This window comes from Streptomyces sp. XM4193 (genome assembly GCF_023072595.1).
GTDB lineage: Bacteria > Actinomycetota > Actinomycetes > Streptomycetales > Streptomycetaceae > Streptomyces.
In genome coordinates, this window is sequence record NZ_JALLGK010000002.1 from 669092 (window position 1) to 695221 (window position 26130).

A 26130-nucleotide genomic window follows, 5' to 3' on the forward strand; every position below is an offset into this window, starting at 1 on the left:
GTGGAAACGATCACCGAGGCGATGGATCCCTCCGGCTCCGCCCAGCCCTCACGCCCCTCACTTGGCTCGGGCGCTCCCGAGCCCGGTAATCTCACCGCCGTGCCACAAGCAGATCAGACCCCAAGCGACTCCAGCACCACCGGACCGGAAGGTGCTCCCGCAGTCCGTCCCTCAGGACTGCGACCCGTACCGCTGACCGAGCTGGCCCGGTCGCTCCGGGTCGAGGTCCAGCCGCCCCCGACCGCGAGAGCCGAGGAGCAGCCGCCGGGGCCGGATGCCGGCGCCGAGATCCAGGTCACCGGCATCACCCACGACTCGCGCGCGGTCCGCCCCGGCGACGTGTACGCGGCGCTGCCCGGCGCCCGGTTCCACGGTGTCGACTTCGCCGTGCAGGCCGCCTCGCTGGGCGCCGTGGCGGTGCTCACCGACCCGGCCGGCACGCAGCGCGGTCTGGACGCGGGGCTGCCGGTGCTCACCGTGCCCGACCCGCGCGGACGCATGGGCAGGCTCGCCGCCGAGATCTACGGGGAGCCCGGTCGCGATCTGCTGCAGATCGGCATCACCGGCACCTCGGGCAAGACGACCACCGCCTACCTCGTCGACGGCGGTCTGCGCGCGGCGGCCAAGGAGGGCGAACTCACCGGCCTGATCGGCACGGTGGAGTCCCGGGTGGGCGACCGCCGGGTGAAGTCCGAGCGCACGACACCGGAGGCCACCGAGCTCCAGGCGCTGTTCGCGGTGATGCGCGAGAGCGCGGTGACCTCGGTCGCCATGGAGGTCTCCAGCCACGCGCTGGTGCTCGGCCGGGTCGACGGTTGCGTGTTCGATGTCGCCGTCTTCAACAACCTCAGCCCCGAGCACCTCGACTTCCACCCGGACATGGAGGACTACTTCCGGGCCAAGTCGCAGCTGTTCACCCGGGCGCGCTCCCGGCTGGGCGTCGTCAACATCGACGACGACTGGGGCCAGCGGCTGGTGCAGGAGTCCGAGGTGCCGGTCACCACGTTCTCCGCCGAGGGCCACCCGGACGCCCACTGGCGCGCCGACGACGTGGAAGTGGGCCCGCTGGGCTCGGCGTTCACGGTGCTCGGCCCGGAGGGCCAGTCGGTGCGCGCCGCCGCGCCGCTGCCCGGCCCCTTCAACGTCTCCAACGCGCTCGCCGCGATCACCGCGCTGGTCGTGGCCGGCATCGACCTCCAGACCGCCGCCGAGGGCGTCGCCGCGGTGCCCGGCGTACCCGGCCGGCTGGAGCGGGTCGACGAGGGCCAGCCCTACCTCGCCGTCGTGGACTACGCGCACAAGCCCGACGCCGTGGAGTCGGTGCTGCGCGCCCTGCGCAAGGTGACCGACGGCAGGGTGCACGCCGTACTGGGCTGCGGCGGCGACCGCGACCCGCACAAACGTCCCGCGATGGGCGCGGCGCTGGCCCGGCTGGCCGACACCGCGGTGCTGACCTCCGACAACCCGCGCTCGGAGGACCCGCTGGCGATCCTGGCGACCATGCTCGGCGGCGCCGCCGAGGTGCCGTCCTACGAGCGCGGCACGGTGCTGCTGGAGGAGGACCGTGCCGCGGCGATCCAGGCGGCGGTGGCCCGGGCCGAGCCCGGCGACGTGGTCGTCGTGGCCGGCAAGGGCCACGAGCAGGGCCAGGACATCGCCGGCGTGATCCGCCCCTTCGACGACCGCGAGGTGCTGCGCGAGACCATCCGCGCCGCCGCGGGCAGCGATGAGGGCGCTTCGGGCGCTTCGGGCGCCGGCTCCGAGAGCCGGGAGCGGCGGACACGATGATCCCTCTGACACTCGCCGAGGTCGCCCGGATCGTCTCCGGCAGGCTCAGCGACATACCGGACGAGCGCGCGGCGGTCACCGGCCCCGTGGTCACCGACTCCCGGAAGGTCGCCGACGGTTCGCTGTTCGTCGCGTTCGAGGGCGAGCGGGTGGACGGGCACGACTTCGCCGCGGGCGCGGTGAAGTCCGGTGCGGTGGCCGTGCTCGCCACCCGGCCGGTGGGCGTACCGGCGATCGTGGTGGACGACGTCACCGCGGCCCTCGGCGCCCTCGCCCGGCACACCGTCGCCGCCCTCGGCGCGACGGTGGTGGGCCTGACGGGTTCGGTCGGCAAGACCAGCACCAAGGACCTGATCGCCCAACTGCTGGAGCAGCTCGGCCCGACCGTCTATCCGCACGGCAACCTCAACAACGAGATCGGGCTGCCGCTCACCGCGCTGCGCGCCGACGCCGAAACCCGCCACCTCGTACTGGAGATGGGGGCCCGCGGAGTCGGCCACATCCGCTACCTCGCGGAGCTGACCCCGCCTCGGATCGGCCTGGTGCTGAACGTCGGCACCGCGCACATCGGAGAGTTCGGCGGACGCGACCAAATCGCCTTGGCCAAGGGGGAGTTGGTGGAGAGCCTGCCGTCCGCCGAGGAGGGCGGCGTAGCGCTGCTGAACGCCGACGACGGCCTGGTGCGCGCCATGTCCGCGCGCACCGCGGCCCGCACGGTGCTGTTCGGCGAATCGAGCGAAGCGGACGTACGGGCGGAGAACGTACGGCTGGAGGCCGACGGGCGGCCCTCTTTCACGCTTCACACACCCTCCGGGTGCAGCGACGTGACGCTGCGCCTGTACGGTGAGCACCACGTGTCGAACGCGCTCGCCGCGGCGGCCGTCGCCCATGAACTGGGCATGCCCGCCGACCGGATCGCCCAGGCGCTCACCGGCGCGGGCACGCTTTCCCGGTGGCGCATGGAGGTCACCGAACGCGCCGACGGCGTTACCGTCGTCAACGACGCGTACAACGCGAACCCCGACTCGATGAAGGCAGCGCTCAGGGCGATGTCGGCCATCGCGGGCGGGGGAGCGAGGGGCGGCGGACGGCGTACGTGGGCCGTGCTCGGTGAGATGGCCGAACTCGGTGACGCCGCGCTCACGGAGCACGACGCGGTCGGACGGCTCGCCGTCCGACTCAACGTCAGCAAGCTTGTGGCGGTCGGTGGCCGGGAGGCCGCGTGGATCGACATGGGCGCCAAGAACGAGGGTTCGTGGGGTGAGGAGTCGGTGCACGTGTCCGACACACGGGCGGCGATCGACCTGTTGCGCAGTGAACTGCGCCCGGGGGATGTCGTACTGGTGAAAGCTTCCCGTTCGGTAGGTCTGGAGCAGGTGGCGCAGGCGCTGCTCGCCGACGCGGAGGGCGAGGTCACCGGTCGATGAGGCAGATCCTCTTCTCCGGAGTCATCGGACTCTTCCTGACGCTGGTCGGCACACCGCTGCTGATCAAGCTGCTGGCCAAGAAGGGCTACGGCCAGTACATCCGGGACGACGGACCCCGTGACCACCACAGCAAGCGCGGCACCCCCACCATGGGTGGTATCGCCTTCATCACGGCGACCCTGGTCGCCTATGCGCTGACCAAGCTGATCACGGGCAGCGAGCCGTCCATCACGGGCGTGCTGGTCCTCTTCCTGATGGCGGGCATGGGCCTGGTCGGCTTCCTGGACGACTACATCAAGATCGTCAAGCAGCGGAGCCTGGGCCTGCGGGCCAAGGCGAAGATGCTCGGGCAGCTGATCGTCGGCATCACCTTCGCCGTCCTCGCGCTCAACTTCGAGGATCTGCGCGGCAACGCCCCGGCGTCCGACCGGCTCTCCTTCACCCAGGACTTCGGCTGGCACCTGGGACCGGTGCTCTTCGTCATCTGGGCCCTGTTCATGATTCTCGCCATGTCCAACGGCGTGAACCTGACGGACGGTCTGGACGGCCTGGCGACCGGCGCCTCGGTGATGGTCTTCGGCGCGTACACCTTCATCGGTGTCTGGCAGTACCAGGACTCCTGCGCTATCAGCGGCAGTCCGAGCTGCTTCGAAGTGCGCGATCCGCTCGACCTCGCGGTCGTCGCCGCGGCGCTGATGGGTGCCTGCTTCGGCTTCCTGTGGTGGAACACCTCGCCCGCCAAGATCTTCATGGGCGACACCGGTTCACTCGCGCTCGGCGGCGCGCTGGCGGGTCTGGCGATCCTCTCGCGCACCGAGCTGCTGCTCGCCATCCTCGGCGGCCTCTTCGTCCTCATCACGCTCTCGGTGGTCATCCAGGTCGGCTCGTTCCGACTGACCGGCAAGCGCGTGTTCAAGATGGCGCCGCTCCAGCACCACTTCGAACTGAAGGGCTGGAGCGAAGTGCTGGTGGTGGTCCGGTTCTGGATCATCCAGGGCATGTGCGCCATCGTCGGTGTCGGCATCTTCTACGCGGCCTGGGCGGCGCAGAAGTGACGGGCACCGGGAGCTCGGAGCAGCCCACGGACCCGGCAGCGGACTTCGCGGGTCGCAGCGTCGTCGTCGCCGGCCTCGGCGTGAGCGGCATCAGCGCCGCTCGGGCCCTGGCCGCCCTGGGCGCGCAGATCACCGTGGTCGACGGCGGCGACGACGAGCGCCGCCGGGCCCGCGCCGAGGAGCTGCGGGCCGAGGGGATCTCCGTACGCCTGGGCGACGGCGACACCCTGCCCGAGGGCACCGGACTGATCCTCACCTCGCCCGGCTGGCCGCCGACCGCCCCGCTCTTCGCGGCGGCGGCCGAGGCCGGCGTCGAGGTGTGGGGAGATGTCGAACTGGCCTGGCGGCTGCGGGCGTTGAAGCACCCGCAGCCCGCCGGCTGGCTGGCCGTCACCGGCACCAACGGCAAGACCACCACGGTCCGGATGCTCGCCGAGATGCTCGCCGCCGCCGGGCTCCGCACGGCTGCCGTGGGCAACATCGGCACGCCGATCCTCGACGTGGTGCTCTCCGACGAGCCCTACGACGTGCTCGCGGTCGAGCTCTCCAGCTACCAGCTGCACTGGGCGCCCTCGCTGCGCACCCACTCCGCGGCGGTGCTCAACCTCGCCCCGGACCACCTGGACTGGCACGGCTCCATGGCCGCCTACGCCGCCGACAAGGGCCGTGTTTACGAGGGCAACCAGGTCGCCTGCGTCTACAACAGCGCGGACCCGGCCACCGAGCATCTCGTGCGCGGCGCGGACGTCGTCGAGGGCTGCCGGGCTATCGGCTTCACCCTGGGCAGTCCCGGGCCGTCCGAATTCGGTGTCGTGGACGGCCTGTTGGTCGACCGCGCCTTCGTTCCGGACCGGCAGCAGCAGGCCCAGGAGCTGGCCGAGGTCGCCGATCTGGCGCCGTCGTCCGGCCATGTCGCCCCGCACATCGTCGCCAACGCGCTGGCCGCTGCCGCACTGGCGCGCGCCTGGGGCGTGCCGCCGGAGGCGGTGCGCGACGGACTGCGCGCCTTCAGGCCGGACGAGCACCGCATCGCCCATGTTGCGGACGTGAACGGCGTCGCCTACGTCAACGACTCCAAGGCCACCAACACCCACGCGGCCCAGGCGTCCCTGGCCGCGTACGAATCGGTGGTCTGGATCGCCGGCGGCCTCGCCAAGGGCGCGACCTTCGACGAGCTGGTCGAGGGCGCGCTGCCGCGGCTGCGCGGTGTCGTGACGCTGGGCCAGGACCGGGAGTTGATCCGCGAGGCGCTGTCCCGACACGCCCCCGATGTGCCGGTGACCGACCTGGAGCGGACCGACACTGAGGCGATGTCGGCGGCGGTCCGGGAGGCGACCCGGCTGGCGAAGCCGGGGGACACGGTGCTGTTGGCCCCGGCCTGTGCGTCGATGGACATGTTCACCAACTACGGTCAGCGCGGTGAAGCCTTCGCCGCGGCCGTTCAGGAGCTGATGGAGAGCCAGGACGGCGTGGAGGGCTAGCCCTTTGCCTGTGGGCCCCGATCAGCAGGGGATCGCCCCCGCGGGCCCCAGGAGGGGACGGACAGCAGATGACGCCCGAGAACCGGCTCCGGCCGCCGACCGGCCGCGCCACCGGCAAGCCGGGGCGCGCCGGCGGCGGCACGTCCGCGCCGCGCGAGTCCCAGGGCTCCCCGCGCAAACGGCCCGCCGCGGCGGCCGCGCCCCCGTCGGCCAAGTCCAAGGCGTCCCCCGGGGCCGGCACGACGCGTCCGGCCAAGGCGGCGCCGAGCAAAGCCGCGTCCGGGGCCGCATCGGCCAAGGCCCCGTCCGAATCGGCCAAGGCCCCGTCAAAAGTGCCCCGGCGCAAGCCCCGTTCACCGGCCCGGCCCCCTGCCGGGCGGGGGCTGCGCCCGCCGGAGGCGGTCCGCCGGCTGCGGTCCCGCGCGCGGCGGGCCTGGGACCGGCCGCTGACGGCGTACTACCTGATCCTGGGCGGAAGCCTGCTGCTCACCCTGCTCGGCCTGGTGATGGTCTTCTCGGCCTCGCAGATCCAGGCGCTGCGCTACGACCTGGCCGCCACCTTCTACTTCCGCAAGCAGCTGCTCGCCGCCGTGATCGGGACCGTGCTGCTGCTCATCGCCTCGCGGATGCCGGTACGGCTGCTGCGTGCGCTCACGTATCCGGTGCTGCTGGTGTCGGTGGCGCTGCTCGCACTGGTGCAGGTGCCGGGCGTGGGCACCGAGGTCAACGGCAACACCAACTGGATCGAGCTGGGCGGCCCGTTCCAGGTGCAGCCCAGCGAGTTCGGCAAGCTCGCGCTGGTGCTGTGGGGCGCGGACCTGCTCGCCAGGAAGGGCGAGAAGCGGTTGCTGGACCAGTGGAAGCATCTGCTGGTGCCGCTGGTTCCCGGCGCGCTGCTGATCTGCGCGCTGGTGATGGTCGGCGGCGACATGGGCACCGTGATGGTGATGGTCGCGATCCTGTTCGGCCTGCTGTGGATCGCGGGAGCGCCCACCCGCCTCTTCGTCGGGGTGCTGGGGGCCGCGGGCGTGGCCGGGGCGGCGCTGATCCTCACCGCCCCGTACCGGATGCGCCGGATCGCCTGCCTCGGCACCACGGACACCGGACCGGGCGACCAGTGCTGGCAGGCGCTGCACGGGATCTACGCCCTGGCCTCCGGTGGCTGGTTCGGTTCGGGCCTGGGCGCCAGTGTGGAAAAATGGGGTGAACTGCCCGAGCCGCACACGGACTTCATCTTCGCGATCACTGGTGAGGAACTGGGCCTGGCGGGGACTCTGTCGGTGCTCGCCCTGTTCGCGGCTCTAGGCTATGCGGGTATCCGCGTGGCCGGACGCACGGAGGACTCCTTCGTCAGGTTCGCCGCGGGAGGGGTGACGGCCTGGATCATGTCCCAGGTCGTCATCAACATCGGTGCGGTACTGGGGCTGTTGCCCATCGCCGGTGTCCCCCTGCCGCTGTTCTCCTACGGTGGGTCGGCCCTGCTGCCGACGATGTTCGCGGTCGGGTTGCTGATCGCGTTCGCGCGCAGCGACCCCGCCGCGCGCGCGGCGCTTGCCATGCGGCAGCCTGGTGTCGGCCGTAAGGCGGCCGGGGTGAGAGTGAAGACGATGAGACGACGCGTCAGAGAGCGGTCGTCCGGAGAGCGGTGAAATTCGGTGCATGTCGTACTCGCCGGTGGGGGGACCGCCGGCCACATCGAGCCCGCGCTCGCCCTCGCGGACGCCCTGCGCAGGCAGGACCCGACCGTGGGCATCACAGCTCTGGGAACAGAGCGCGGACTTGAGACCAGGCTCGTCCCGGAGCGGGGCTACGAGCTGGAGTTGATCCCGGCCGTACCGCTGCCCCGCAAGCCCACGGCCGAGCTGATCACCGTCCCCGGGCGGCTGCGCGGCACGATCAAGGCCGCCGAGCAGGTGCTGGAGCGCGCCAAGGCCGACTGTGTCGTCGGCTTCGGCGGTTACGTGGCGCTGCCCGGCTACCTCGCCGCCAAGCGACTGGGTGTGCCGATCGTGGTCCACGAGGCGAACGCGCGTCCCGGGCTGGCCAACAAGATCGGCTCGCGCTACACCAAGCACGTCGCCGTCGCCACGCCGGACAGCAAGCTCCGCCACGCCCGGTACATCGGGATTCCGCTGCGTCGCTCGGTCGCGACGCTGGACCGCGAGGCCCGGCGTGCCGAGGCGCGTGCCGCGTTCGGCCTCGACGCCAATCTGCCGACCCTGCTGGTGACCGGCGGTTCCCAGGGCGCGCGGCGGCTCAACGAGGTCGTCGAGACGATCGCTCCGGCGCTCCAGCGCTCCGGCGTCCAGGTGCTGCACGCGGTCGGTCCGAAGAACGAATTGCCGCAGCCGGACAACATGCCCGGTATGCCGCCGTATGTGCCGGTACCGTATCTGGACCGCATGGACCTCGCGTACGCCGCGGCCGACATGATGCTCTGCCGCGCGGGCGCGATGACCGTCGCCGAGCTCTCCGCCGTCGGCCTGCCCGCGGCCTACGTCCCGCTGCCCATCGGCAACGGCGAACAGCGGCTCAACGCGCAGCCGGTGGTGAAGGCCGGCGGCGGACTGCTCGTCGACGACGCCGAACTGACGCCGGAGTGGATCCAGCAGAACGTGCTGCCGGTCCTCACCAACCCCCATCGTCTGCACGAGATGGCGGGCGCCGCCGCCGAGTTCGGCCGTCCGGACGCCGACGAGCTGCTGGTCGGCATGGTGTACGACGCGATCGCGACACGTCGGCAGGGCTGAGCCAGGCCCGCCGGCACAGAAAGCAGGGAAGCGTGGGCGGCGCAGCCGGACAAGTGACCAGCACACCCAGTCGTGCGGACGATTCGCCGCACTCACGGTCCGGTTCGCCGCCGCCCCCGCCCACCCGGCGCCGACTGCGTCTGCCCGGCCTGCGGGTCACGGTGGCGTGTGCGCTGGCGTTCGTGGCCCTCGTGGGCTTCGGCGCCTGGGCGCTGTACGGCTCGCCCTGGCTGAGGGTGGAGAAGGTCTCGGTCGACGGCACGGCGGTGCTGACGGCGCAGGAGGTGCGTGCGGCCGCCTCCGTGGCGGTCGGGACCCCGCTCGCCTCGGTCGACAAGGCCGCAGCGCAGCGCCGCGTCACCGAGGCGCTGCCGCGGGTGGACTCGGTGCGCGTCGTGCGCAGTTGGCCCTCCGGCATCGGACTGCACGTGACCGAGCGCACCCCGGTGCTGCTCCAGAAGCGCGCGGGCGGCGAGTACGTCGAGATCGACGCCGAGGGTGTGCGCTACGCGACGGTGGACAAGCGGCCCAAGGGCAAGCCGCTGCTGGTCGTGGACCGTGAGAAGTCGGTCGACGCCGAGCGCTTCGGTCCGCGGCGGCTGCGACAGGAGGCGGCCGCGGTGGCGGACGCCCTCCCGGGCTTCGTCGCGCGTGAGGTCCGCACCGTTCGGGTCCGCTCCTACGACTCGATCAGCCTTGAACTCGCCGGGAACCGCGTGGTGATGTGGGGGAGCGGCGAGTACGGTGCCGCAAAGGCCAAAGCCCTCCGCGCGCTGTTGAAGGCGCATCACAAGGACAGCGGTGTGCGGTACTTCGACGTGAGCGTCCCCAGCGCCCCCGCGGCGGCGGGAAGTTGACGTACGTACGTGCAGGCCAGCACCCTGGCTGGCTACCGCAACGGCTGATCACATAGGGTGAAAAGAAAAACGGGAGGTTCGGCGTGTTCGTTGAACGCGCAGCGCTTGTCGACTTAGTGTCCGTTCCTAGGACTTCAAGGAACGACAACTGTTAACCCTCGACTTCAGGGTCAGGGTTCGGGTCGGCTTTCGAACCGGCCCATCGGCATAAGTCGTCGGTCCCACAACCACTGTGGGGGGCGACACGTAACTCGAGGCGAGAGGCCTTCGACGTGGCAGCACCGCAGAACTACCTCGCAGTCATCAAGGTCGTCGGCATCGGCGGCGGTGGCGTCAACGCCATCAACCGGATGATCGAGGTCGGTCTCAAGGGCGTCGAGTTCATCGCGATCAATACCGATGCGCAAGCCCTGTTGATGAGCGACGCCGACGTCAAGCTGGACGTGGGCAGGGAACTCACCCGGGGGCTCGGAGCCGGCGCCAACCCCGACGTCGGCCGCAAGGCCGCCGAGGACCACCGCGAGGAGATCGAGGAGGTGCTCAAGGGCGCCGACATGGTCTTCGTGACGGCGGGCGAGGGCGGCGGCACCGGCACCGGCGGCGCCCCCGTCGTGGCCAACATCGCCCGTTCCCTCGGTGCGCTGACGATCGGTGTGGTGACGCGCCCGTTCACCTTCGAGGGCCGCCGCCGCGCCAACCAGGCCGAGGACGGCATCGCGGCGCTCCGCGACGAGGTCGACACCCTCATCGTCATCCCCAACGACCGGCTGCTGTCCATCTCGGACCGCCAGGTCAGCGTGCTGGACGCCTTCAAGTCGGCGGACCAGGTGCTGCTCTCCGGTGTCCAGGGCATCACCGACCTGATCACCACGCCGGGCCTGATCAACCTGGACTTCGCCGACGTCAAGTCCGTGATGTCCGAGGCGGGTTCGGCGCTCATGGGCATCGGCTCCGCCCGCGGCGACGACCGCGCGGTGGCCGCCGCCGAGATGGCGATCAGCTCCCCGCTGCTGGAAGCCTCGATCGACGGCGCACGCGGTGTGCTGCTGTCCATCTCCGGCGGCTCCGACCTCGGCCTGTTCGAGATCAACGAGGCCGCTCAGCTGGTCAGCGAGGCGGCGCACCCCGAGGCGAACATCATCTTCGGCGCGGTCATCGACGACGCCCTCGGCGACGAGGTGCGGGTCACGGTCATCGCCGCGGGATTCGACGGCGGGCAGCCGCCCTCGAAGAACCGCGAGAAGGTGCTGGGCGCCTACAGCGGCAAGGAGGAGCTGGCGAGCCCGGCCCGTACCGAGCCGGAGCCCGAGCGCCCCGCGTTCGGCGGTCTGGGTGCGGTTCCCGCCCGCGAGGAGGAGAGCGAGCCCGCCCCGGCGGCCCCGGTCGGCGAATCGTCGGCGCCCGCCTCCAGCCCCCAGGTCCCCTCGGCCCGTCCGTACCAGGACAGCCAGGCCGAGGAGCTGGACGTCCCGGACTTCCTCAAGTGACCTCACGGAACCGGCAACTTCACACGTGATACCGACTCACACAGCAGTACGCGGCGCGCACTTCGCCTTCACCGACAGGTGGGGCGGGGTGAGCGCCGCTCCCTATGGCACCCTCAACCTCGGCGGCGCGGTGGGCGACAGCCCGGAGGCCGTCGCGGCCAACCGCGGGCTTGCGGCCGGCGCCCTGGGAGTGGCGGCCGAGCGGGTCGTCTGGATGAACCAGGTCCACGGCAACGAGGTGGCGGTTGTCGACGGCTCGCAGCCGCGCCGTGAACTCCCGCCCGTCGACGGTGTCGTCGCCGCCTCGCCCGGCACGGTCCTGGCGGTGCTCACGGCCGACTGCACCCCGGTGCTGCTGGCCGACCCGTCGTCAGGCGTGGTCGGGGCGGCGCACGCGGGCCGCCCCGGTCTGCTGGCCGGCGTCGTGCCCGCGACCGTGGCGCGGATGGTCGAACTGGGCGCGGATCCCGAGCGGATCACCGCCCACCTCGGCCCGGCCGTCTGCGGCAGGTGCTACGAGGTCCCCGAGCAGATGCGCGAGGAGGCGGCAGCCGTCGCGCCCGCTTCCCGTGCCACCACTTCCTGGGGCACGCCGGCCATCGACGTGCCCGCGGGAGTCCGGGGCCAGCTCGCCGAGTTGGGCGTCCTGGACGTCACCGACCCGGCCGTCTGCACCCTCGAGTCGCAGGACCACTTCTCCTACCGGCGCGAGCGCACCACTGGCCGACTTGCGAGCTACACATGGCTGGAGCAGCGGGGATGACGGACCCCTCCACGGGCGACGAGGCCGCCCGCAGAGAAGAGTTGGCGCACAACCTCGCCGCGGTGCGGGCCAGAATCGAACGCGCCTGCGCCGGCGTCGGGCGCGATCCGGACGAGGTGACTCTCGTCGTGGTGACCAAGACACACCCCGCACGGGACGTCCGACTCCTCGCCGACCTTGGCGTTCGCAACGTCGCGGAGAACCGCGACCAGGAGGCGGCGCGCAAGGCGGCCGAGTGCCGCGGCGCGCCCCTCACCTGGCACTTCGTCGGACAACTCCAGACCAACAAGGTGCGTTCCGTCACGGAGTACGCCGATGTTGTCCACTCGGTGGACAGAACGCGTCTGGTTGCCGCGCTCTCGACGGCGGCGCAGCAGAGGGGACGGGAGCTGGACTGCCTGCTCCAGATTGCACTTGACAAGGAGTCGGGCGAGGGCGGCGGGCGCGGCGGCGCATCTCCGGCGGACGCCCGGGAGTTGGGCGCCGCCGTCACCGCTGCGCCCGGCCTCAGACTCGCCGGAGTGATGACCGTCGCACCCCTGTCCGGGCCGTACGCCGGTGACCCGCGAGCGGCGTTCGAGAGGCTGATGGAAATCTCACGGAGTCTGCGTACGGTGGACCCCGGTGCCAACATGGTTTCGGCCGGGATGAGTTCGGACCTGGAGGAGGCCGTGACCGCCGGTGCGACACATGTACGCGTTGGTAGCGCGGTGCTCGGAGTCCGTCCCACCCTCCGGTAACGTCGCCAAGCAAGTCGGACCACAGCAGAAAATATGGTCATTCCGACTGTATCGGACAGGTCACGTGGGTTCTGGGTCACTGGTGACGGAGCTGATCCACCACAGAGCGGAGGAAGCGGAGCATGGCCGGCGCGATGCGCAAGATGGCGGTCTACCTCGGCCTCGTGGAGGACGATGGGTATGACGGCAGGGGGTACGACCCCGACGATGAGTTCGAGCCCGAACCGGAGCCGGAGAGGGATCGGCGACGACAGGCGCACCAGCCCGTCCACGAGCCCGAGCCTGAGGAGTCGGTCCGGGTCGTGCAGCCTCCTGCACAACGGGAACGTGAGCAATCTCCCGCTTTGGTGGGTGATGTGGGGCGAGTTCCGAGGATCGCGCCCGTGTCATCCATCACACCCGAACGTCCGAGCCTGGAGAAGAGTGCGCCGGTGATCATGCCCAAGGTCGTGTCCGAGCGGGAGCCGTACCGCATCACCACATTGCACCCCCGGACGTACAACGAAGCCCGTACCATCGGGGAACACTTCCGTGAGGGCACCCCGGTGATCATGAACCTGACGGAGATGGACGATACTGACGCGAAGCGACTTGTCGACTTCGCCGCAGGTTTGGTCTTCGGCCTGCACGGAAGTATTGAGCGGGTGACGCAGAAGGTCTTCCTTCTGTCTCCTGCTAACGTCGATGTTACGGCGGAGGACAAGGCCCGTATCGCAGAAGGCGGGTTCTTCAACCAGAGCTGATGCACAACAACAGACAAGCCCCGGTCAGCGGGCGGGGCGCCACCAGGGGAGAGGGAAGCACGGGATGGGCACAGCACAACAGGTGATCCTCATTGTGCTTCAGTGCTTTCTCGGAGTGCTGATCTTCCGCCTGGTGATGGACTACGTGTTCATGTTCGCCCGCTCATGGCAGCCCGGCAAGGCGATGGTGGTCGTACTGGAGGCCGCCTACACTGTCACCGATCCGCCACTGAAGCTGCTGCGGCGGTTCATCCCGCCGCTACGCTTCGGGGGTGTGGCGCTCGACCTGTCCTTCTTCGTACTGATGATCATCGTTTACATCGCAATGAGCATCGTGGCGAGCGTGTGAACGAGTACGGTCTTGCCGATATGCCGATGACCTACGTTGAGGTGAAGAGATGCCGCTGACCCCCGAGGACGTGCGGAACAAACAGTTCACGACCGTCCGTCTGCGCGAAGGCTACGACGAGGACGAGGTCGATGCCTTCCTGGACGAGGTGGAATCAGAGCTGACCCGTCTGCTCCGGGAGAACGAGGACCTGCGCGCCAAGCTGGCCGCAGCGACCCGGGCTGCCGCACAGAACCAGCAGAACATGCGGAAGCAGCAGCAGGAGCCGCAGGACCGCCCGCAGCAGGGCGCACCTGTGCCTGCCGCCATATCCGGACCGCAGCCGGTGCCCCCCGGGCAGCAGCAGATGGGCGGCCCGCCGCAACTGCCCGGCGGTGCACCGCAGTTGCCCGCAGGCCCCGGTGGCCAGCAGGGTCCCCCGCACGGCGGTCCCGGCCCGATGGGTCAGGGCGGTCCCATGGGCGGTCCCCCGCAGCAGATGGGCGGCCCGCCGCAGCAGATGGGCGGTGGCGGTCAGAACAACGACAGCGCCGCGCGGGTTCTCTCGCTCGCTCAGCAGACGGCCGACCAGGCCATCGCGGAGGCCCGTTCCGAGGCCAACAAGATCGTCGGTGAGGCCCGCAGCCGCGCCGAGGGTCTGGAGCGGGACGCCCGTGCCAAGGCGGACGCCCTGGAGCGGGACGCGCAGGAGAAGCACCGCGTGGCCATGGGCTCGCTGGAGTCGGCCCGTGCCACTCTCGAGCGCAAGGTCGAGGACCTTCGGGGCTTCGAGCGCGAGTACCGCACCCGTCTGAAGTCGTACCTGGAGAGCCAGCTGCGCCAGCTGGAGAGCCAGGCCGACGACTCGCTGGCGCCGCCGCGTTCACCGCAGGCTCCCTCGCTCCCGGCATCGCCCTCGATGGCGTCCGCCGGAGCGACGGCGGCCGGTGGCGGCGGGACCATGGGCGGCCACCAGTCGATGGGCGGCAACAGCCCGATGGGCAGCAGCCCGGCCTCCGGCCACGGCAGCCACACCCAGGGCGGCAACCAGACCTACGGCGGTCAGCAGCAGATGTCTCCTGCGATGACCCAGCCGATGGCTCCGGTGCGACCGCAGGGTCCGCAGCCGATGCAGCAGGCTCCGTCTCCCATGCGGGGCTTCCTGATCGACGAGGACGACAGCTGAGCGGAGCCGTCCGAGGACGGCCGCGATCGGCATATCAGGAAGGGGCCGGCCCATCAGGGCCGGCCCCTTCCGCGTGCCCGGACCACCGGGACGGGGGAGGGGCCGACCGCATCCATGCGATCGGCCCCTCCCGTTGTTCGGATCAGATCCTGCGCAGCCAGAAGGTGAGGCCGAGGGCCTCGTCCGTGAAGGCGTCGCCGAACGACCCGTCCGGCTCCTGCGCGGCGAGCTCCTCGGCGAGGACCTCGTTGGCGATCAGGGCGGCGTGGTCGGTGAGTGCGGTGACCAGCTCCGCGTCCTCCGTGCGCCAGCGCAGCGCGATCCGGTCCGCCACTTCGAGGCCGGAGTTCTTCCGGGCCTCCTGGACCAGCCGGATCACATCGCGCGCCAGACCGGCCCTGCGCAGCTCCGCGGTGATCTCCAGATCGAGGGCGACGGTGGCGCCGGTGTCGGAGGCGACCGACCAGCCCTCGCGCGGCGTCTCGGTGATGATGACCTCCTCGGGGGAGAGCACCACGCTCTCGCCCTCGACCTCGACCGTGGCCGTGCCGGCACGCAGCGCCGCCGACAGCTCAGCCGCGTCGGCCGAGGCGATCGCCTTGGCGACCGGCTGGGTGCCCTTGCCGAACCGGCGGCCCAGCGCACGGAAGTTGGCCTTCGCCGTGGTGTCGACGAGGGAGCCGCCCACCTCCGAGAGGGAGGCGAGGTGGCTGACGTTCAGCTCCTCGGCGATCTGGGCGCGTAGATCGTCGTCCAGCAGCTCGAAGCCCTGCGCCGCCACGAGCGCGCGGGAGAGCGGCTGACGGGTCTTCACTCCCGATTCGGCGCGGGTGGCCCGGCCGAGCTCGACGAGCCGCCGCACCAGGAGCATGTCCGCGGACAACTGGGCGTCGATCGCCCCGGTGTCGGCGTCCGGCCACTGCGCCAGGTGCACCGACTCCGGGCAGCCGGGCGTCACCGGGACCACCAGGTCCTGCCAGACGCGCTCGGAGATGAACGGGACCAGCGGCGCCATGAGCCGGGTGACCGTCTCCAGCACGTCGTGCAGGGTGCGCAGCGCGGCCGGGTCGCCCTGCCAGAAGCGGCGGCGGGAGCGGCGCACGTACCAGTTGGAGAGGTCGTCGACGAAGGTCGACAGCAGCTTGCCGGCGCGCTGGGTGTCGTAGTTCTCCATGGCCTGGGTGACCAGGTCGACCAGCGCGTGCAGCTCGCTGAGCAACCAGCGGTCGAGCAGCGGCCGGTCCGCCTCGGCGGGGTCGGTGCCGCTCGGCGCCCACTCGGAGGTACGGGCGTACAGGGCCTGGAAGGCGACCGTGTTCCAGTAGGTGAGGAGCGTCTTTCGGACAACTTCCTGGATGGTGCCGTGGCCCACCCGGCGCGCGGCCCAGGGGGAGCCGCCGGCGGCCATGAACCACCGCACCGCGTCCGCACCGTGACGCTCCATCAGCGGGATCGGCTCCAGGGTGTTGCCCAGGTGCTTGGACATCTTGCGGCCGTCCTCGGCGAGGATGTGGCCGAGGCAGACGACGTTCTCGTACGAGGAGCGGTCGAAGACGAGGGTGCCGACGGCCATCAGGGTGTAGAACCACCCGCGGGTCTGGTCGATCGCCTCGGAGATGAACTGCGCGGGGTAGCGCTGCTCGAACACCTCCTTGTTGCGGTACGGGTAGCCCCACTGAGCGAAAGGCACCGAACCGGAGTCGTACCAGGCGTCGATGACCTCGGGCACCCGCTCGGCGGTGAGGGGGCAGCCCTCGTCGGTGCAGGGGAAGATGACCGCGTCGATGTAGGGGCGGTGCGGGTCCAGGCCGCTCTGGTCGGTGCCGGTCAGCTCGGAGAGCTGGGCGAGCGAGCCGACGCAGGTGAGGTGGCCCTCGGAGCAGCGCCAGATGGGCAGCGGGGTGCCCCAGTAGCGGTTGCGGGAGAGCGCCCAGTCGATGTTGTTGCCGAGCCAGTCGCCGAAACGGCCGTGCTTGACGGAGTCGGGGAACCAGTTGGTGCGCTCGTTCTCCCGGAGCAGGGCGTCCTTGATCTGCGTGGTGCGGATGTACCAGGACGGCTGCGCGTAGTAGAGCAGCGCGGTGTGGCAGCGCCAGCAGTGCGGGTAGCTGTGCTCGTACGCGAGGTGGCGGAAGAGCTTGCCGCGGGACTCCAGGTCGGCGACCAGGACCTCGTCGGCCTTCTTGAAGAACTTCCCTCCCACCAGGGGGACTTCGGTCTCGAAGGTGCCGTCGGGCCGGACCGGGTTGACCACCGGCAGGCCGTAGGAGCGGCAGACCTTGAGGTCGTCCTCGCCGAAGGCGGGGGACTGGTGGACGAGCCCGGTGCCGTCCTCGGTGGTGACGTAGTCGGCGTTGACGACGTAGTGCGCGTTCTCGATGGTGACCAGATCGAAGGGGCGCTCGTACGTCCAGCGCTCCATCTCGGCGCCGGTGAACCGCTCGCCGGTGGCCTCCCAGCCCTCGCCCAGCGCCTTCTCCAGCAGCGGCTCGGCGACGACCAGGTGCTCCTCGCCGTCGGTGGCGACGACGTAGGTGACCTCGGGGTGGACGGCGACCGCGGTGTTGGAGACCAGCGTCCAGGGGGTGGTCGTCCAGACCAGCAGGGCGGCGCGGCCGGCGAGCGGGCCGGCGGTCAGCGGGAACCGCACGTACACCGACGGGTCCACCACCGTCTCGTACCCCTGCGCCAACTCGTGGTCGGACAGGCCGGTGCCGCAGCGCGGGCACCACGGGGCGACGCGGTGGTCCTGCACCAGCAGGCCCTTGTCGAAGATCTGCTGGAGCGACCACCAGACGGACTCGATGTACTGCGGGTCCATCGTGCGGTAGGCGTCGTCCAGGTCGACCCAGTAGCCCATGCGCTCGGTGAGCGCGCTGAAGGCGTCGGTGTGCCGGGTGACGGACTCGCGGCACTTGTCGTTGAACTCGGCGATGCCGAACGCCTCGATGTCCTGCTTGCCGTTGAAGCCGAGCTCCTTCTCGACGGCGAGCTCGACGGGCAGCCCGTGGCAGTCCCAGCCGGCCTTGCGGGCGACGTGGTAGCCGCGCATCGTACGGAACCGGGGGAAGACGTCCTTGAAGACGCGGGCCTCGATGTGGTGGGCGCCCGGCATGCCGTTCGCGGTCGGCGGGCCCTCGTAGAACACCCACTCGGGGCGGCCCCGGGACTGCTCCAGGGAGCGGTTGAAGATCTTCTGCTCGCGCCAGAAGTCCAGCACGGCGTGCTCGACCTCGGGCAGACTGACCTGCGCGGGCACCTGGCGGTACAGCGGAGTCGGGCTCATCTGGTGTTCCTCCGGCGGACATGACCACTTCCGTCAGAGGGACGAGACGCCCGCCGTGCGGCGCATCCCGCGGTACCACCCTCCTTGGCGGCGGAAGACCTGCTCCCTGCCGCCCTCTCATTGGGGCCAGCGTGCCGGGTCTACTCGCTCGGGGAGCTTTCTTCCGGCGGCTCCGGGGTGATCTTCGCGCCGCGCCTGCCCCCGGGCTTCCACCGTCCCCGGGTCGCTCTTGGCCGCGTACGGACGCTACTCGTCCCCATCCCTGCCGTTCGCTGCCAGCCAGTGTACGGGGCGCACGGGAGCGCCTGCGAACGGTTTCCACGGCGTTCGGAGGGGCACAACGCCAACGCGGGCCCAGGCAGCACAACGCTCGGTGGGGCTTTTGTCCGGCGTGCCCCTTTGCGAGAAGATTGGGGTCTCTTTATCGTTCTCGACACGTTTGCCCGCTAGATCACACTGTGTTAAGGGGTCGCGGCCATGACTTCAGGCAGATCCGCCGCGAGGACGACGGCGGAGGGCGGGGCCGAGCAGGAGCACCGGAGCGCTGCAGACGATTCCACCAGGGATTCCGGGCAGGTCCCGAACGAGGCGGACTCGTCCGCCCCCGGGCGGAAGACGACGCAGAAGGCACCCGCGAAGAAGGCCGCGGCCGAGAAGACCAGCGCGAAGAAGACCACGGCGAAGAAGACCACGGCCAAGAAGGTCGAGGCGAAGAAGGCGGCAGCGAAGAAGGCGACGGCCGAGAAGCCGCCTGCGAAGAAGACGGCAGCGAAGAAGGCCGCCGAGAAGACCCCCGCCAAGAAGCCCGCGACCAAGAAGACCGCCAAGCGCGCGACCGCCGAGCGGGCGGACGCACAGCAGACAGGAGCCCGGACGGTGGCTGCGAAGAAGACCACGACCCAGAAGCCTTCGGCGGTGCCGCAGGCCCGCGGCACCACGGTCGCTCCCGGCGAACTCGCCGTGCGCACCGGGGAGGACCCGTGGACTGCCGAGGAGGTCGAGGAGGCGCGCAAGGAGCTCCAGGACGAGGCCGGCCTGCGCCGCAGTGAGATCGCCGCGTCCGAGGAGGCGCTCGCCGGGCTGATGCAGAACTCCGGGGACGGCGCCGGGGACGACCAGGCCGACACCGGCAGCAAGAACATCACCAGGGAGCACGAGCTCGCCCTCGCCGGCAACGCCCGCGAGATGCTGTACCAGATCGAGCGTGCGCTGGAGCGGATGGACGCCGGCACGTACGGCCTGTGCGAGAGCTGCGGCAAGGCCATCGGCAAGGCCAGGATGCAGGCGTTTCCGCGGGCGACCCTGTGCGTGGAGTGCAAGCAGCGGCAGGAACGCCGCTGACCGCGTCCGCCGGGGCGTGTCGTACGCTCATCCCGTGACATCAGAGGCGGAGCAGGCCATCGACGAAGCACCAGAGCGCAAGAGCGGCGACGCCGACGCGGCCGAGGGCGCCGAGGAGTCTGGCCGCGAGGAGCGGCCGAGGGGCAAGCGGCGGGTCGCCGTCCTCCTGGTGGTCGCAGCCCTGGCGTACGCGCTCGACCTGGCCAGCAAGCTCGTGGTGGTCGCGAAGCTGGAGCACGAGCCGCCCATCGAGGTGGTCGGCACGCTGCTCCAGTTCTACGTGGTGCGCAACCCGGGTGCCGCCTTCGGCGTCGGCGAGGCGCTGACCGTGGTGCTCACGGTGATCGCGGCAGCGGTCGTGGTGGTCATCCTCCGGCTGGCGCGCAAGCTCTACAGCACGCCGTGGGCGATCGCGCTCGGCATGCTGCTCGGCGGCGCAATGGGCAATCTGACGGACCGCATCTTCCGCTCGCCCGGTGTCTTCGAGGGCGCGGTCGTCGACTTCATCGCCCCCGAGAACTTCGCGGTCTTCAACCTCGCCGACTCCGCGATCGTCTGCGGCGGCATCCTCATCGTGATCCTCTCCTTCCGCGGACTCGACCCGGACGGGACCGTCCACCGCAACTGAGGCGAAGGCGTCCGGGCGGCCGGCGAGCCGAGCCCGGCGACCCGGGTCCGGCGGTCGGGGGGCGGGCTCGGGCGGTGCGAGCGGTCCGTCATACTCGGTCGGGTGACCAACCCAGCTTCTGCGCCCTCTCCCGGCTCCTCCGAGCTCCGTACCCTGCCCGTTCCCGACGGACTGGAGGGCGAACGGGTCGACGCGGCTCTCGCCCGGATGTTCGGCTTCTCCCGCACCAAGGCCGCCGAACTGGCCGCCGACGGAAAGGTGCGGCTGGACGGCAGCGAGGCCGGCAAGTCGGACCGGGTGGTCGGCGGCTCGTGGCTCGAGGTGGAGATCCCCGCGGCGCCCGGCCCGGTGCAGATCGTCGCCGAGCCGGTGGACGGCATGGAGATCGTGCACGACGACGAGGACATCGTCGTCATCGACAAGCCCGTCGGCGTCGCGGCCCATCCCAGCCCGGGGTGGACCGGGACCACGGTGATCGGCGGTCTGGCCGCGGCCGGGTACACCATCACCACCTCCGGCGCGGCCGAGCGGCAGGGCATCGTGCACCGGCTGGACGTCGGCACCTCCGGACTGATGGTGGTGGCGAAGTCGGAGCGGGCGTACACCAGGCTCAAACAGCAGTTCCGGGAGCGCACCGTCGACAAGCGCTACCACGCGCTCGTGCAGGGCCACCCCGACCCGATGAGCGGCACCATCGACGCCCCGATCGGCCGCCACCCCCAGCACGACTACAAGTGGGCCGTCACCTCGCAGGGCAAGCCCTCGGTGACGCACTACGACCTGGTCGAGGCGTTCCGGGCGGCCAGCCTGCTCGACATCAAGCTGGAGACGGGCCGTACGCACCAGATCCGGGTCCACATGTCCGCGCACCGGCACCCCTGTGTCGGCGACCTCACGTACGGGGCGGACCCGACGCTGGCCAAGCGGCTGGGGCTCGGCCGGCAGTGGCTGCACGCGGTGCGGCTGGGTTTCGAGCACCCCTCGGACGGGCGCTGGGTGGAGTTCGGGACCGAGTACTCCGAGGACCTGCAGCAGGCGTTGGAGCGGGTCCGGGCCGAGAGCTCCTGACGTCGCCGGCTGCCGGGGCCGCCGTCCGTGCTCGGCGCTCCGCTCCGGAGGTGCGGAGTGTGAGCGCAGGGCGTGCGGAGTGCGTTCTGCCGGGCGCGCACCGGCCCCGTGCCCGGCCCGCGTGCGTCAGAGGCTCTTGAACTCCGGCTGGGGCTGGGTCGGTTCGGCGGCGGTGCGGATCTTCGGCAGCGCCTGGGGGTGCTTCTCCTGGAGCCAGCTGAGCAGGGCCTCGCGCAGCTCGCAGCGGAGCATCCACACGTCGTCGGGGGTGCGGGCGGTCATCGCGGCGCGCACCTCGATCGTGGTGGGGGTGGAGTCGGTGACCATCAGGCTCCAGCGCCGTCCGTCCCAGTAGTCGCTGCCGCGCACGAACTCCTCGGTCTTGGCGCGGAGTTCGGCGATGGGCGCGGTGTGGTCCAGCTGGAGGTAGACGGTGCCGGTGAGCTGCGAGGCGCCGCGCGACCAGTTCTCGAAGGGCTTGCTGGTGAAGTACGAGACCGGCATGGTGATGCGCCGCTCGTCCCAGGTGAGCACCACCAGGTAGGAGACGGTGATCTCGTCGACGGTGCCGTACTCGCCGTCCACGATGACGGTGTCGCCGATGCGCACCATGTCGCCGAAGGCGATCGAGAGGCCGGCGAAGAGGTTGCCCAGGGTGGACTGCGCGGCGATGCCGGCGACGATGCCGAGCACGCCGGCCGAGGCGAGCATCGAGGTGCCGAACGTCTTCATCGCGTCGAACTGGAGCAGCATCGCGGCGCCGGCGATCACCCACACCACGGCCGTCAGCAGCCGCTGGATGAGCGTGAGTTGGGTACGCACCCGACGTGCCCTGGCGGCGTCGTCGGCCACACCCGCGTAGCGCGCGGAGACGGTCTCGACCACCGCGCCCAGCACCCGCATCGCCAGCCAGGCGGAGGCGCCGATCATGATCACCGCCAGCCACAGCTGGGCCGACTCGCGGTCGTCCCGCACCAGCTCGGTGCTGTCGAAGAAGCCTCTGACGAGGGCGACGAACAGGACCGCCTGGAGCGGTACCCGGATGCCCCGCAGCAGACCCCACATCGGGGTCTCGGGGTGTCGGCGGTCGACTCGTATCAGGGCGCGGTCCACGGCCCAGGCGATGATCCAGGCGACTACGAGAGCGCCGCCGAAAACAATGGCTGGCCGCAGCACGTATTCCATGGTGTTTTCGACTCCTCAGTGGATTTCGGGCACCACAGACCGTACCTGGCAGGATGGGCCGCCGGACGTCCCGGGCGGCCCCGGGCGGGAGATGTGAAGGAAGTGACACCGTGGCCACCGTTGTGCTGTTCCACTCCGTCCACGGGTACGGGCCCGCGGTCGAGGAGGCCGCCGAGCGCCTGCGCGCGGCCGGCCACGAGGTGGAGGTCCCGGACCTGTACGAGGGGAAGGTCGCGGACACCGTGGAGGAGGGCCGGGAGCTGACCGAGGCGATCGGCCGGGAGGAGCTGCTGCGCCGCGCCGTCGCCGCGACCGCCCCGCTCTCCGAGCGCGGAGTGGTGTACGCCGGGTTCTCGCTCGGCGCCGCGGTCGCCCAGACCCTGGCGACCGCCGACCGCAACGCCCGCGGGCTCCTGCTGCTGCACGGCACCTCCGACCTCGCGGAGGACACCAGCGTGGACGAGCTTCCGGTGCAGCTGCACGTCGCGGATCCGGACCCCTTCGAGTCGCACGACTGGCTGAGCAGCTGGTACCTGCAGATGCGGCAGGCGGGCGCCGAGGTCGAGGTCCACCACTACCGCGGCGCCGGCCACCTCTTCACCGACCGCGGACTGCCCGACTGGGACGAGGAGGCCGCCGAGCGGGCCTGGCGCTGCGCGCTGGACTTCGTCGCCGAGGTCGGCGGGTAGGACCTGTCCGGACCGACGCCTCCCGCGGATGCCCGGTTTCGGGCGTCCCCGGGAGGCGACGGCTTTCGGGGACGGAGAGCCGACGGGTGCCGAGAGCATCCGCGGGCTTCGGTCAGGAGCGGGTGCACCGGCCGCTGCCGCCGCCCTGCGGGTGGCACACGTAGACGCGGTCGGCGGCGGCGTCGCTGAGGTAGCGGCCGACGCAGTCGCCGGAGCCGGTGCGTCCCTTGGACGCGCAGAAGGCCACGGCCGCCTTGCCGTCGGAGAACGGACCGGGTGCGTAGATCACCCAGTAGCCCGGATTGAGCGAGGCGTGGTCGTCGCTGCGCAGCACCTGCGCCTGCGGCACCGACTTCCGTACGGCGGCCAGCCGCCGGTCGCGGGTCGCGATCCCGGTGGAGACGGGTTCGGAGAAGAGCTGGGCCACCCAGCCGGACGGCTTGTCCGGCCGGTCGGGGGTCGGAGTCGGGGGCGCTTCCTCGGTACCGGTGGCCGGCGCCTCGGTGGGTTCCTCCTCGGGCTCTTCCCCGCCCTCCTCGGGCTTGCGGTCGGCCGGGCCGTCGGAGGGATCGTCGGCGCGATCGGCGCCGCTGTCGGGGGACTTGTCCGCGTCGCCGGGGGTGGTGCTGCCGGTTTCGCCGGTCGCGGCCCTGCCGTCGCGGTCACCGCCCGTCAGCTGTACGGCGGCGATGATGCCGCCGCCCAGCAGCAGCGCGCCGACCGCGGTCCCGGCGACCAGCGCCCGGCGGTTGCGTCCCTTGGAGCCCGGCGGGGCCGAGCCGGGCGGGGCGGTGGCGACGGTGGCCGGACCCGGTACCGGCGGTTGCGTGTTCGGAGGGGTCGGCGTGCCCGGTGGGGTCGCGGGGGTCGCCGGCGGGTGAGCGGGGAAGGAGCCGACGGTCGGGGCGTTCGGGGGCGCCGCGGGGCCCGGGCGCGAAGGTGGCGCGGGAGGGACGGGCACGCCGCCGGGGGTACGGGGCGCGGGGGCCTCGGCCGGGGCGTCGCGGAGCGCGTACTCCAGCATCGCGTCGAGGCGGGCCGCGTCCGGGCGGGCGGACGGGTCGCGCACCAGCAGCGCGTTCAGGACCGGGGTGAGCGGTCCGGAGCGGACGGGCGGGGGCACCGGCTCGTCGAGCACCGCGGCCAGGGTCGCCAGTGCGGTCTCCCGCCGCAGCGGGCTGTGGCCCTCGGTGGCGATGTAGAGGAGCATGCCGAGCGACCAGAGGTCGGCGGCCGGGTGGTCGGCGGCCGAGCGGATGCGTTCGGGGGCGATGTACTCGGGCGAGCCGACGAGTTCGCCGGTCGCGGTGACCGAGGTGGAACCCTGCACCGCCGCGATGCCGAAGTCGGTCAGCACGGCGCTGCCGTCCGCGCGCAGCAGCACGTTGGCCGGTTTGACGTCCCGGTGGTGGATGCCCGCGGCGTGCGCCGCACGGAGCGCGCCGAGGACCTCGCGCCCGATCCGGGCCGCGACGGCCGGCGCCAACGGGCCGTGGGCCAGGCGCTCGTGCAGGTTGTCGCCGGGGACCAGCTCCATCACCAGCCAGGGGTGCGGCTGTTGGTCGACGATGTGATGGATCGTCACCACGCCGGGGTGGTTGATCCGTGCCAGCGCCCTGGCCTCGCGCAGCACCCGCTCCCGGAGTTTGCGGGAGGCGGTGTCCTCGTCTCCGAGCGCGGAGGGGGAGGGCGCACGCACCTCCTTCAGCGCGACTTCGCGCTCCAGCGCGTGGTCACGGGCGCGCCAGACCGTCCCCATACCCCCGCTGCCCAGAGGTTCCAACAGTTCGAAACGGCCGTCGACGCGCCGGCCCGCGCTGCCCCCACTCATGGGATGAAGCGTAGGCCCCATCCGGGTCGAATGCCGTCGTAGGGGCCCGCCGTTCGGATCGTCGCGGGGTTCACGGTGTCCGGCGCGAGCATCTGCCGCGCTGTCCCCGGCCGCCGCAGCGTGCGGGCACCCGCTGCCGCACCGTGCGGCTGCGCGCGGCGGAGACCGCTCCCGGGCCCGGTCAGACCCGAACGACGGACCACGCCCCGGAGTTGATGCGGTAGAAACATGTATGACCGGATCGGGCCCGCCCCTTCCGTACGTCCTGTGCTCGCACACCCCGCGCCCGTACACCCTGCGGCCCGCCGGCAGCGGGCAGCGGACCTCGCGGGCACGGACCGTGCGAGCACAGACCATGTGAGCAGAGATCACCGCGAGCACAGATCACGCGAGCAGAGACCAGAGATGACGCCTGCGACACCCACCTCCGAACCGACCGGCGGCGAGGGCCCGGCGCGCCGCCGCGCCGCCGCCGTACTCGTGCTGACGGCAGTGGCGCTGCTGGTGCCGCTGCTCGGCCCGCAGCTCGCGCTGGACGGCACGGGGGAGGGCACGGCGCCCGGCTCGGCGGTCGTCACCGCGCTGCGGGCGCTGATGCTCGGCGCGCTGTGCGTCCACGCCGGGGAGCTGTTCGGGCTGCTGCTGGTGCGCCGGCTGACGCCGACGAAGTCCGACGAGCCCGCGGCGCCCGGGAGTTGGGCGACCGGAGCGGCGGTGGTCGGCTTCCTCGCGGCCCTGGGCCTCGCCCTGATCGTCTCGACCGGCAACCTGGTGACACTCGACCTGTCCCGGATGGACGTCGGCGGCCTGTACGGCACCCGGGACGGTGCGCTCGCGCTGATCACGGTCAACGGCTTCCTGGCCGCCGCGCTGTGCGCCGGCGGCCGACGTCCGGGGCTGGCCGCGCTGCCGCTGTTCGCGGTGGTCGTCGCGGAGGCGCTGCGGGCTCATCCCGAGGTCCACAGCCCGCTGTTCGGCAGCGCGCTCACCCTCGTCCACCTCGTCTGCGCGGCACTCTGGACCGGCGGACTGCTGTACGTGCTGCGGGTGTTGTACGCCTGGCGCCGCGCGGCCCCCGCCCGCGGCACGGCCCTGCTCGGCGCGTACTCGCGGGTCGCGCTGGTGCTGTTCGCGGCGCTCACCGTCACGGGAGTGGTCAGCGCCGCGCGCAGGCTGCCGCCGGACGACCTGCTCACCACCGCCTACGGGCGGGTGCTGCTGGCGAAAGTGCTGCTGGTGGCCGTGGTCGCGGTGCTGGCGGTGCTGGCCCGCCGGCGGCTGCGCGGACAGGCCGGCCCGGTGGCCGTGGCCGCGCCCGCACGGGCCGAGGTGCTGGTGCTGTTCGTCGTCGTCGCGGTCTCCGCGCTGCTGACCGCGATGCCGCTGCCGGTGTTCTACCGGGCGGCGTTCTGGTGGACGTGGTTCTGAGCCGTACGGCCCGGGCCCGCGGTGGTCGGACCGTACCCGGCCCGGCGGACCCGTACGGTCCCGGTGCGC

Annotated in this window: 21 protein-coding genes; 18 read left to right on the forward strand and 3 right to left on the reverse strand. The window is 71.5% G+C overall.

Annotated elements, in window-relative coordinates:
- Positions 1-21 precede the first annotated feature (21 nt).
- The 13 genes from MTQ01_RS10145 (at position 22) to MTQ01_RS10205 (ending at position 14605) form a co-directional block, all read left to right on the forward strand.
- On the forward strand, positions 22-1788 hold the full coding sequence (locus tag MTQ01_RS10145) for a UDP-N-acetylmuramoyl-L-alanyl-D-glutamate--2,6-diaminopimelate ligase (RefSeq protein ID WP_247489200.1): 1767 nt from the start codon (positions 22-24) through the stop codon (positions 1786-1788).
- Complete coding sequence (gene murF / locus MTQ01_RS10150; RefSeq protein ID WP_247488765.1) at positions 1785-3215, forward strand: UDP-N-acetylmuramoyl-tripeptide--D-alanyl-D-alanine ligase; 1431 nt, start codon at positions 1785-1787, stop codon at positions 3213-3215. Before MTQ01_RS10145 ends, murF begins: the two co-directional genes overlap by 4 nt.
- Positions 3212-4270, forward strand: a complete 1059-nt coding sequence (mraY, locus tag MTQ01_RS10155) for a phospho-N-acetylmuramoyl-pentapeptide-transferase (RefSeq protein ID WP_247488766.1) — start codon at positions 3212-3214, stop codon at positions 4268-4270. The genes murF and mraY overlap by 4 nt, the downstream gene beginning before the upstream one ends.
- Positions 4267-5751, forward strand: a complete 1485-nt coding sequence (murD, locus tag MTQ01_RS10160) for a UDP-N-acetylmuramoyl-L-alanine--D-glutamate ligase (protein ID WP_247488769.1) — start codon at positions 4267-4269, stop codon at positions 5749-5751. The genes mraY and murD overlap by 4 nt, the downstream gene beginning before the upstream one ends.
- A 68-nt stretch (positions 5752-5819) precedes the next feature.
- Positions 5820-7400, forward strand: a complete 1581-nt coding sequence (ftsW, locus tag MTQ01_RS10165) for a putative lipid II flippase FtsW (protein ID WP_247488771.1) — start codon at positions 5820-5822, stop codon at positions 7398-7400.
- 6 nt (positions 7401-7406) lie between these two features.
- Positions 7407-8501, forward strand: a complete 1095-nt coding sequence (gene murG, locus MTQ01_RS10170) for an undecaprenyldiphospho-muramoylpentapeptide beta-N-acetylglucosaminyltransferase (protein WP_211039729.1) — start codon at positions 7407-7409, stop codon at positions 8499-8501.
- 53 nt (positions 8502-8554) lie between these two features.
- Positions 8555-9358 (forward strand): FtsQ-type POTRA domain-containing protein, encoded by an 804-nt coding sequence (locus MTQ01_RS10175; protein WP_308294381.1) that lies wholly within the window; start codon positions 8555-8557, stop codon positions 9356-9358.
- Between the two features lie 272 nt (positions 9359-9630).
- Positions 9631-10845, forward strand: a complete 1215-nt coding sequence (gene ftsZ / locus MTQ01_RS10180) for a cell division protein FtsZ (RefSeq protein ID WP_247488773.1) — start codon at positions 9631-9633, stop codon at positions 10843-10845.
- 25 nt (positions 10846-10870) lie between these two features.
- On the forward strand, positions 10871-11608 hold the full coding sequence (pgeF, locus tag MTQ01_RS10185) for a peptidoglycan editing factor PgeF (protein WP_247488775.1): 738 nt from the start codon (positions 10871-10873) through the stop codon (positions 11606-11608).
- Positions 11605-12348, forward strand: coding sequence for a YggS family pyridoxal phosphate-dependent enzyme (locus MTQ01_RS10190; RefSeq protein ID WP_247488777.1), 744 nt, complete (start codon positions 11605-11607; stop codon positions 12346-12348). Before pgeF ends, MTQ01_RS10190 begins: the two co-directional genes overlap by 4 nt.
- A 122-nt stretch (positions 12349-12470) precedes the next feature.
- Positions 12471-13091 (forward strand): cell division protein SepF, encoded by a 621-nt coding sequence (locus MTQ01_RS10195; RefSeq protein ID WP_247488779.1) that lies wholly within the window; start codon positions 12471-12473, stop codon positions 13089-13091.
- A gap of 64 nt (positions 13092-13155) precedes the next feature.
- Complete coding sequence (locus MTQ01_RS10200; protein ID WP_211039735.1) at positions 13156-13440, forward strand: YggT family protein; 285 nt, start codon at positions 13156-13158, stop codon at positions 13438-13440.
- 49 nt (positions 13441-13489) lie between these two features.
- Positions 13490-14605, forward strand: coding sequence for a DivIVA domain-containing protein (locus tag MTQ01_RS10205; RefSeq protein ID WP_247488781.1), 1116 nt, complete (start codon positions 13490-13492; stop codon positions 14603-14605).
- A 142-nt stretch (positions 14606-14747) separates the two neighbouring features.
- Here MTQ01_RS10205 and ileS read toward each other — a convergent pair whose 3' ends face one another.
- Positions 14748-17891, reverse strand: a complete 3144-nt coding sequence (gene ileS, locus MTQ01_RS10210; protein WP_247488783.1) for an isoleucine--tRNA ligase — start codon at positions 17889-17891, stop codon at positions 14748-14750.
- 477 nt (positions 17892-18368) lie between these two features.
- On the opposite strand from ileS, the gene MTQ01_RS10215 reads away from it, so the two are divergent.
- From MTQ01_RS10215 to MTQ01_RS10225, 3 genes are all read left to right on the forward strand, one after another.
- The gene (locus tag MTQ01_RS10215) at positions 18369-19232 is read left to right on the forward strand and encodes a TraR/DksA C4-type zinc finger protein (RefSeq protein WP_247488785.1); all 864 of its coding nucleotides are present in this window, start codon (positions 18369-18371) and stop codon (positions 19230-19232) included.
- Between the two features lie 34 nt (positions 19233-19266).
- Positions 19267-19860 (forward strand): signal peptidase II, encoded by a 594-nt coding sequence (gene lspA / locus MTQ01_RS10220; protein WP_247488787.1) that lies wholly within the window; start codon positions 19267-19269, stop codon positions 19858-19860.
- A gap of 102 nt (positions 19861-19962) precedes the next feature.
- Complete coding sequence (locus MTQ01_RS10225) at positions 19963-20928, forward strand: RluA family pseudouridine synthase (RefSeq protein WP_247488789.1); 966 nt, start codon at positions 19963-19965, stop codon at positions 20926-20928.
- 126 nt (positions 20929-21054) lie between these two features.
- On the opposite strand, the gene MTQ01_RS10230 is transcribed toward MTQ01_RS10225, so the two are convergent.
- The gene (locus MTQ01_RS10230) at positions 21055-22113 is read right to left on the reverse strand and encodes a mechanosensitive ion channel family protein (protein WP_247488792.1); all 1059 of its coding nucleotides are present in this window, start codon (positions 22111-22113) and stop codon (positions 21055-21057) included.
- A gap of 110 nt (positions 22114-22223) precedes the next feature.
- Here MTQ01_RS10230 and MTQ01_RS10235 point away from each other — a divergent pair, with 110 nt between their 5' ends.
- Positions 22224-22802: a dienelactone hydrolase family protein gene (locus tag MTQ01_RS10235; protein ID WP_247488794.1), complete on the forward strand. Its 579-nt coding sequence runs from the start codon at positions 22224-22226 to the stop codon at positions 22800-22802.
- Positions 22803-22914: 112 nt separating this feature from the next.
- Here the strand turns inward: MTQ01_RS10235 and MTQ01_RS10240 are convergent, their stop codons facing one another.
- Entirely contained in the window at positions 22915-24633 is a 1719-nt protein-coding gene (locus tag MTQ01_RS10240) for a serine/threonine-protein kinase (protein ID WP_247488797.1), read from the reverse strand.
- Between the two features lie 405 nt (positions 24634-25038).
- On the opposite strand from MTQ01_RS10240, the gene MTQ01_RS10245 reads away from it, so the two are divergent.
- Entirely contained in the window at positions 25039-26061 is a 1023-nt protein-coding gene (locus MTQ01_RS10245; RefSeq protein WP_247488799.1) for a CopD family protein, read from the forward strand.
- The last annotated feature ends 69 nt before the right edge of the window (positions 26062-26130 follow it).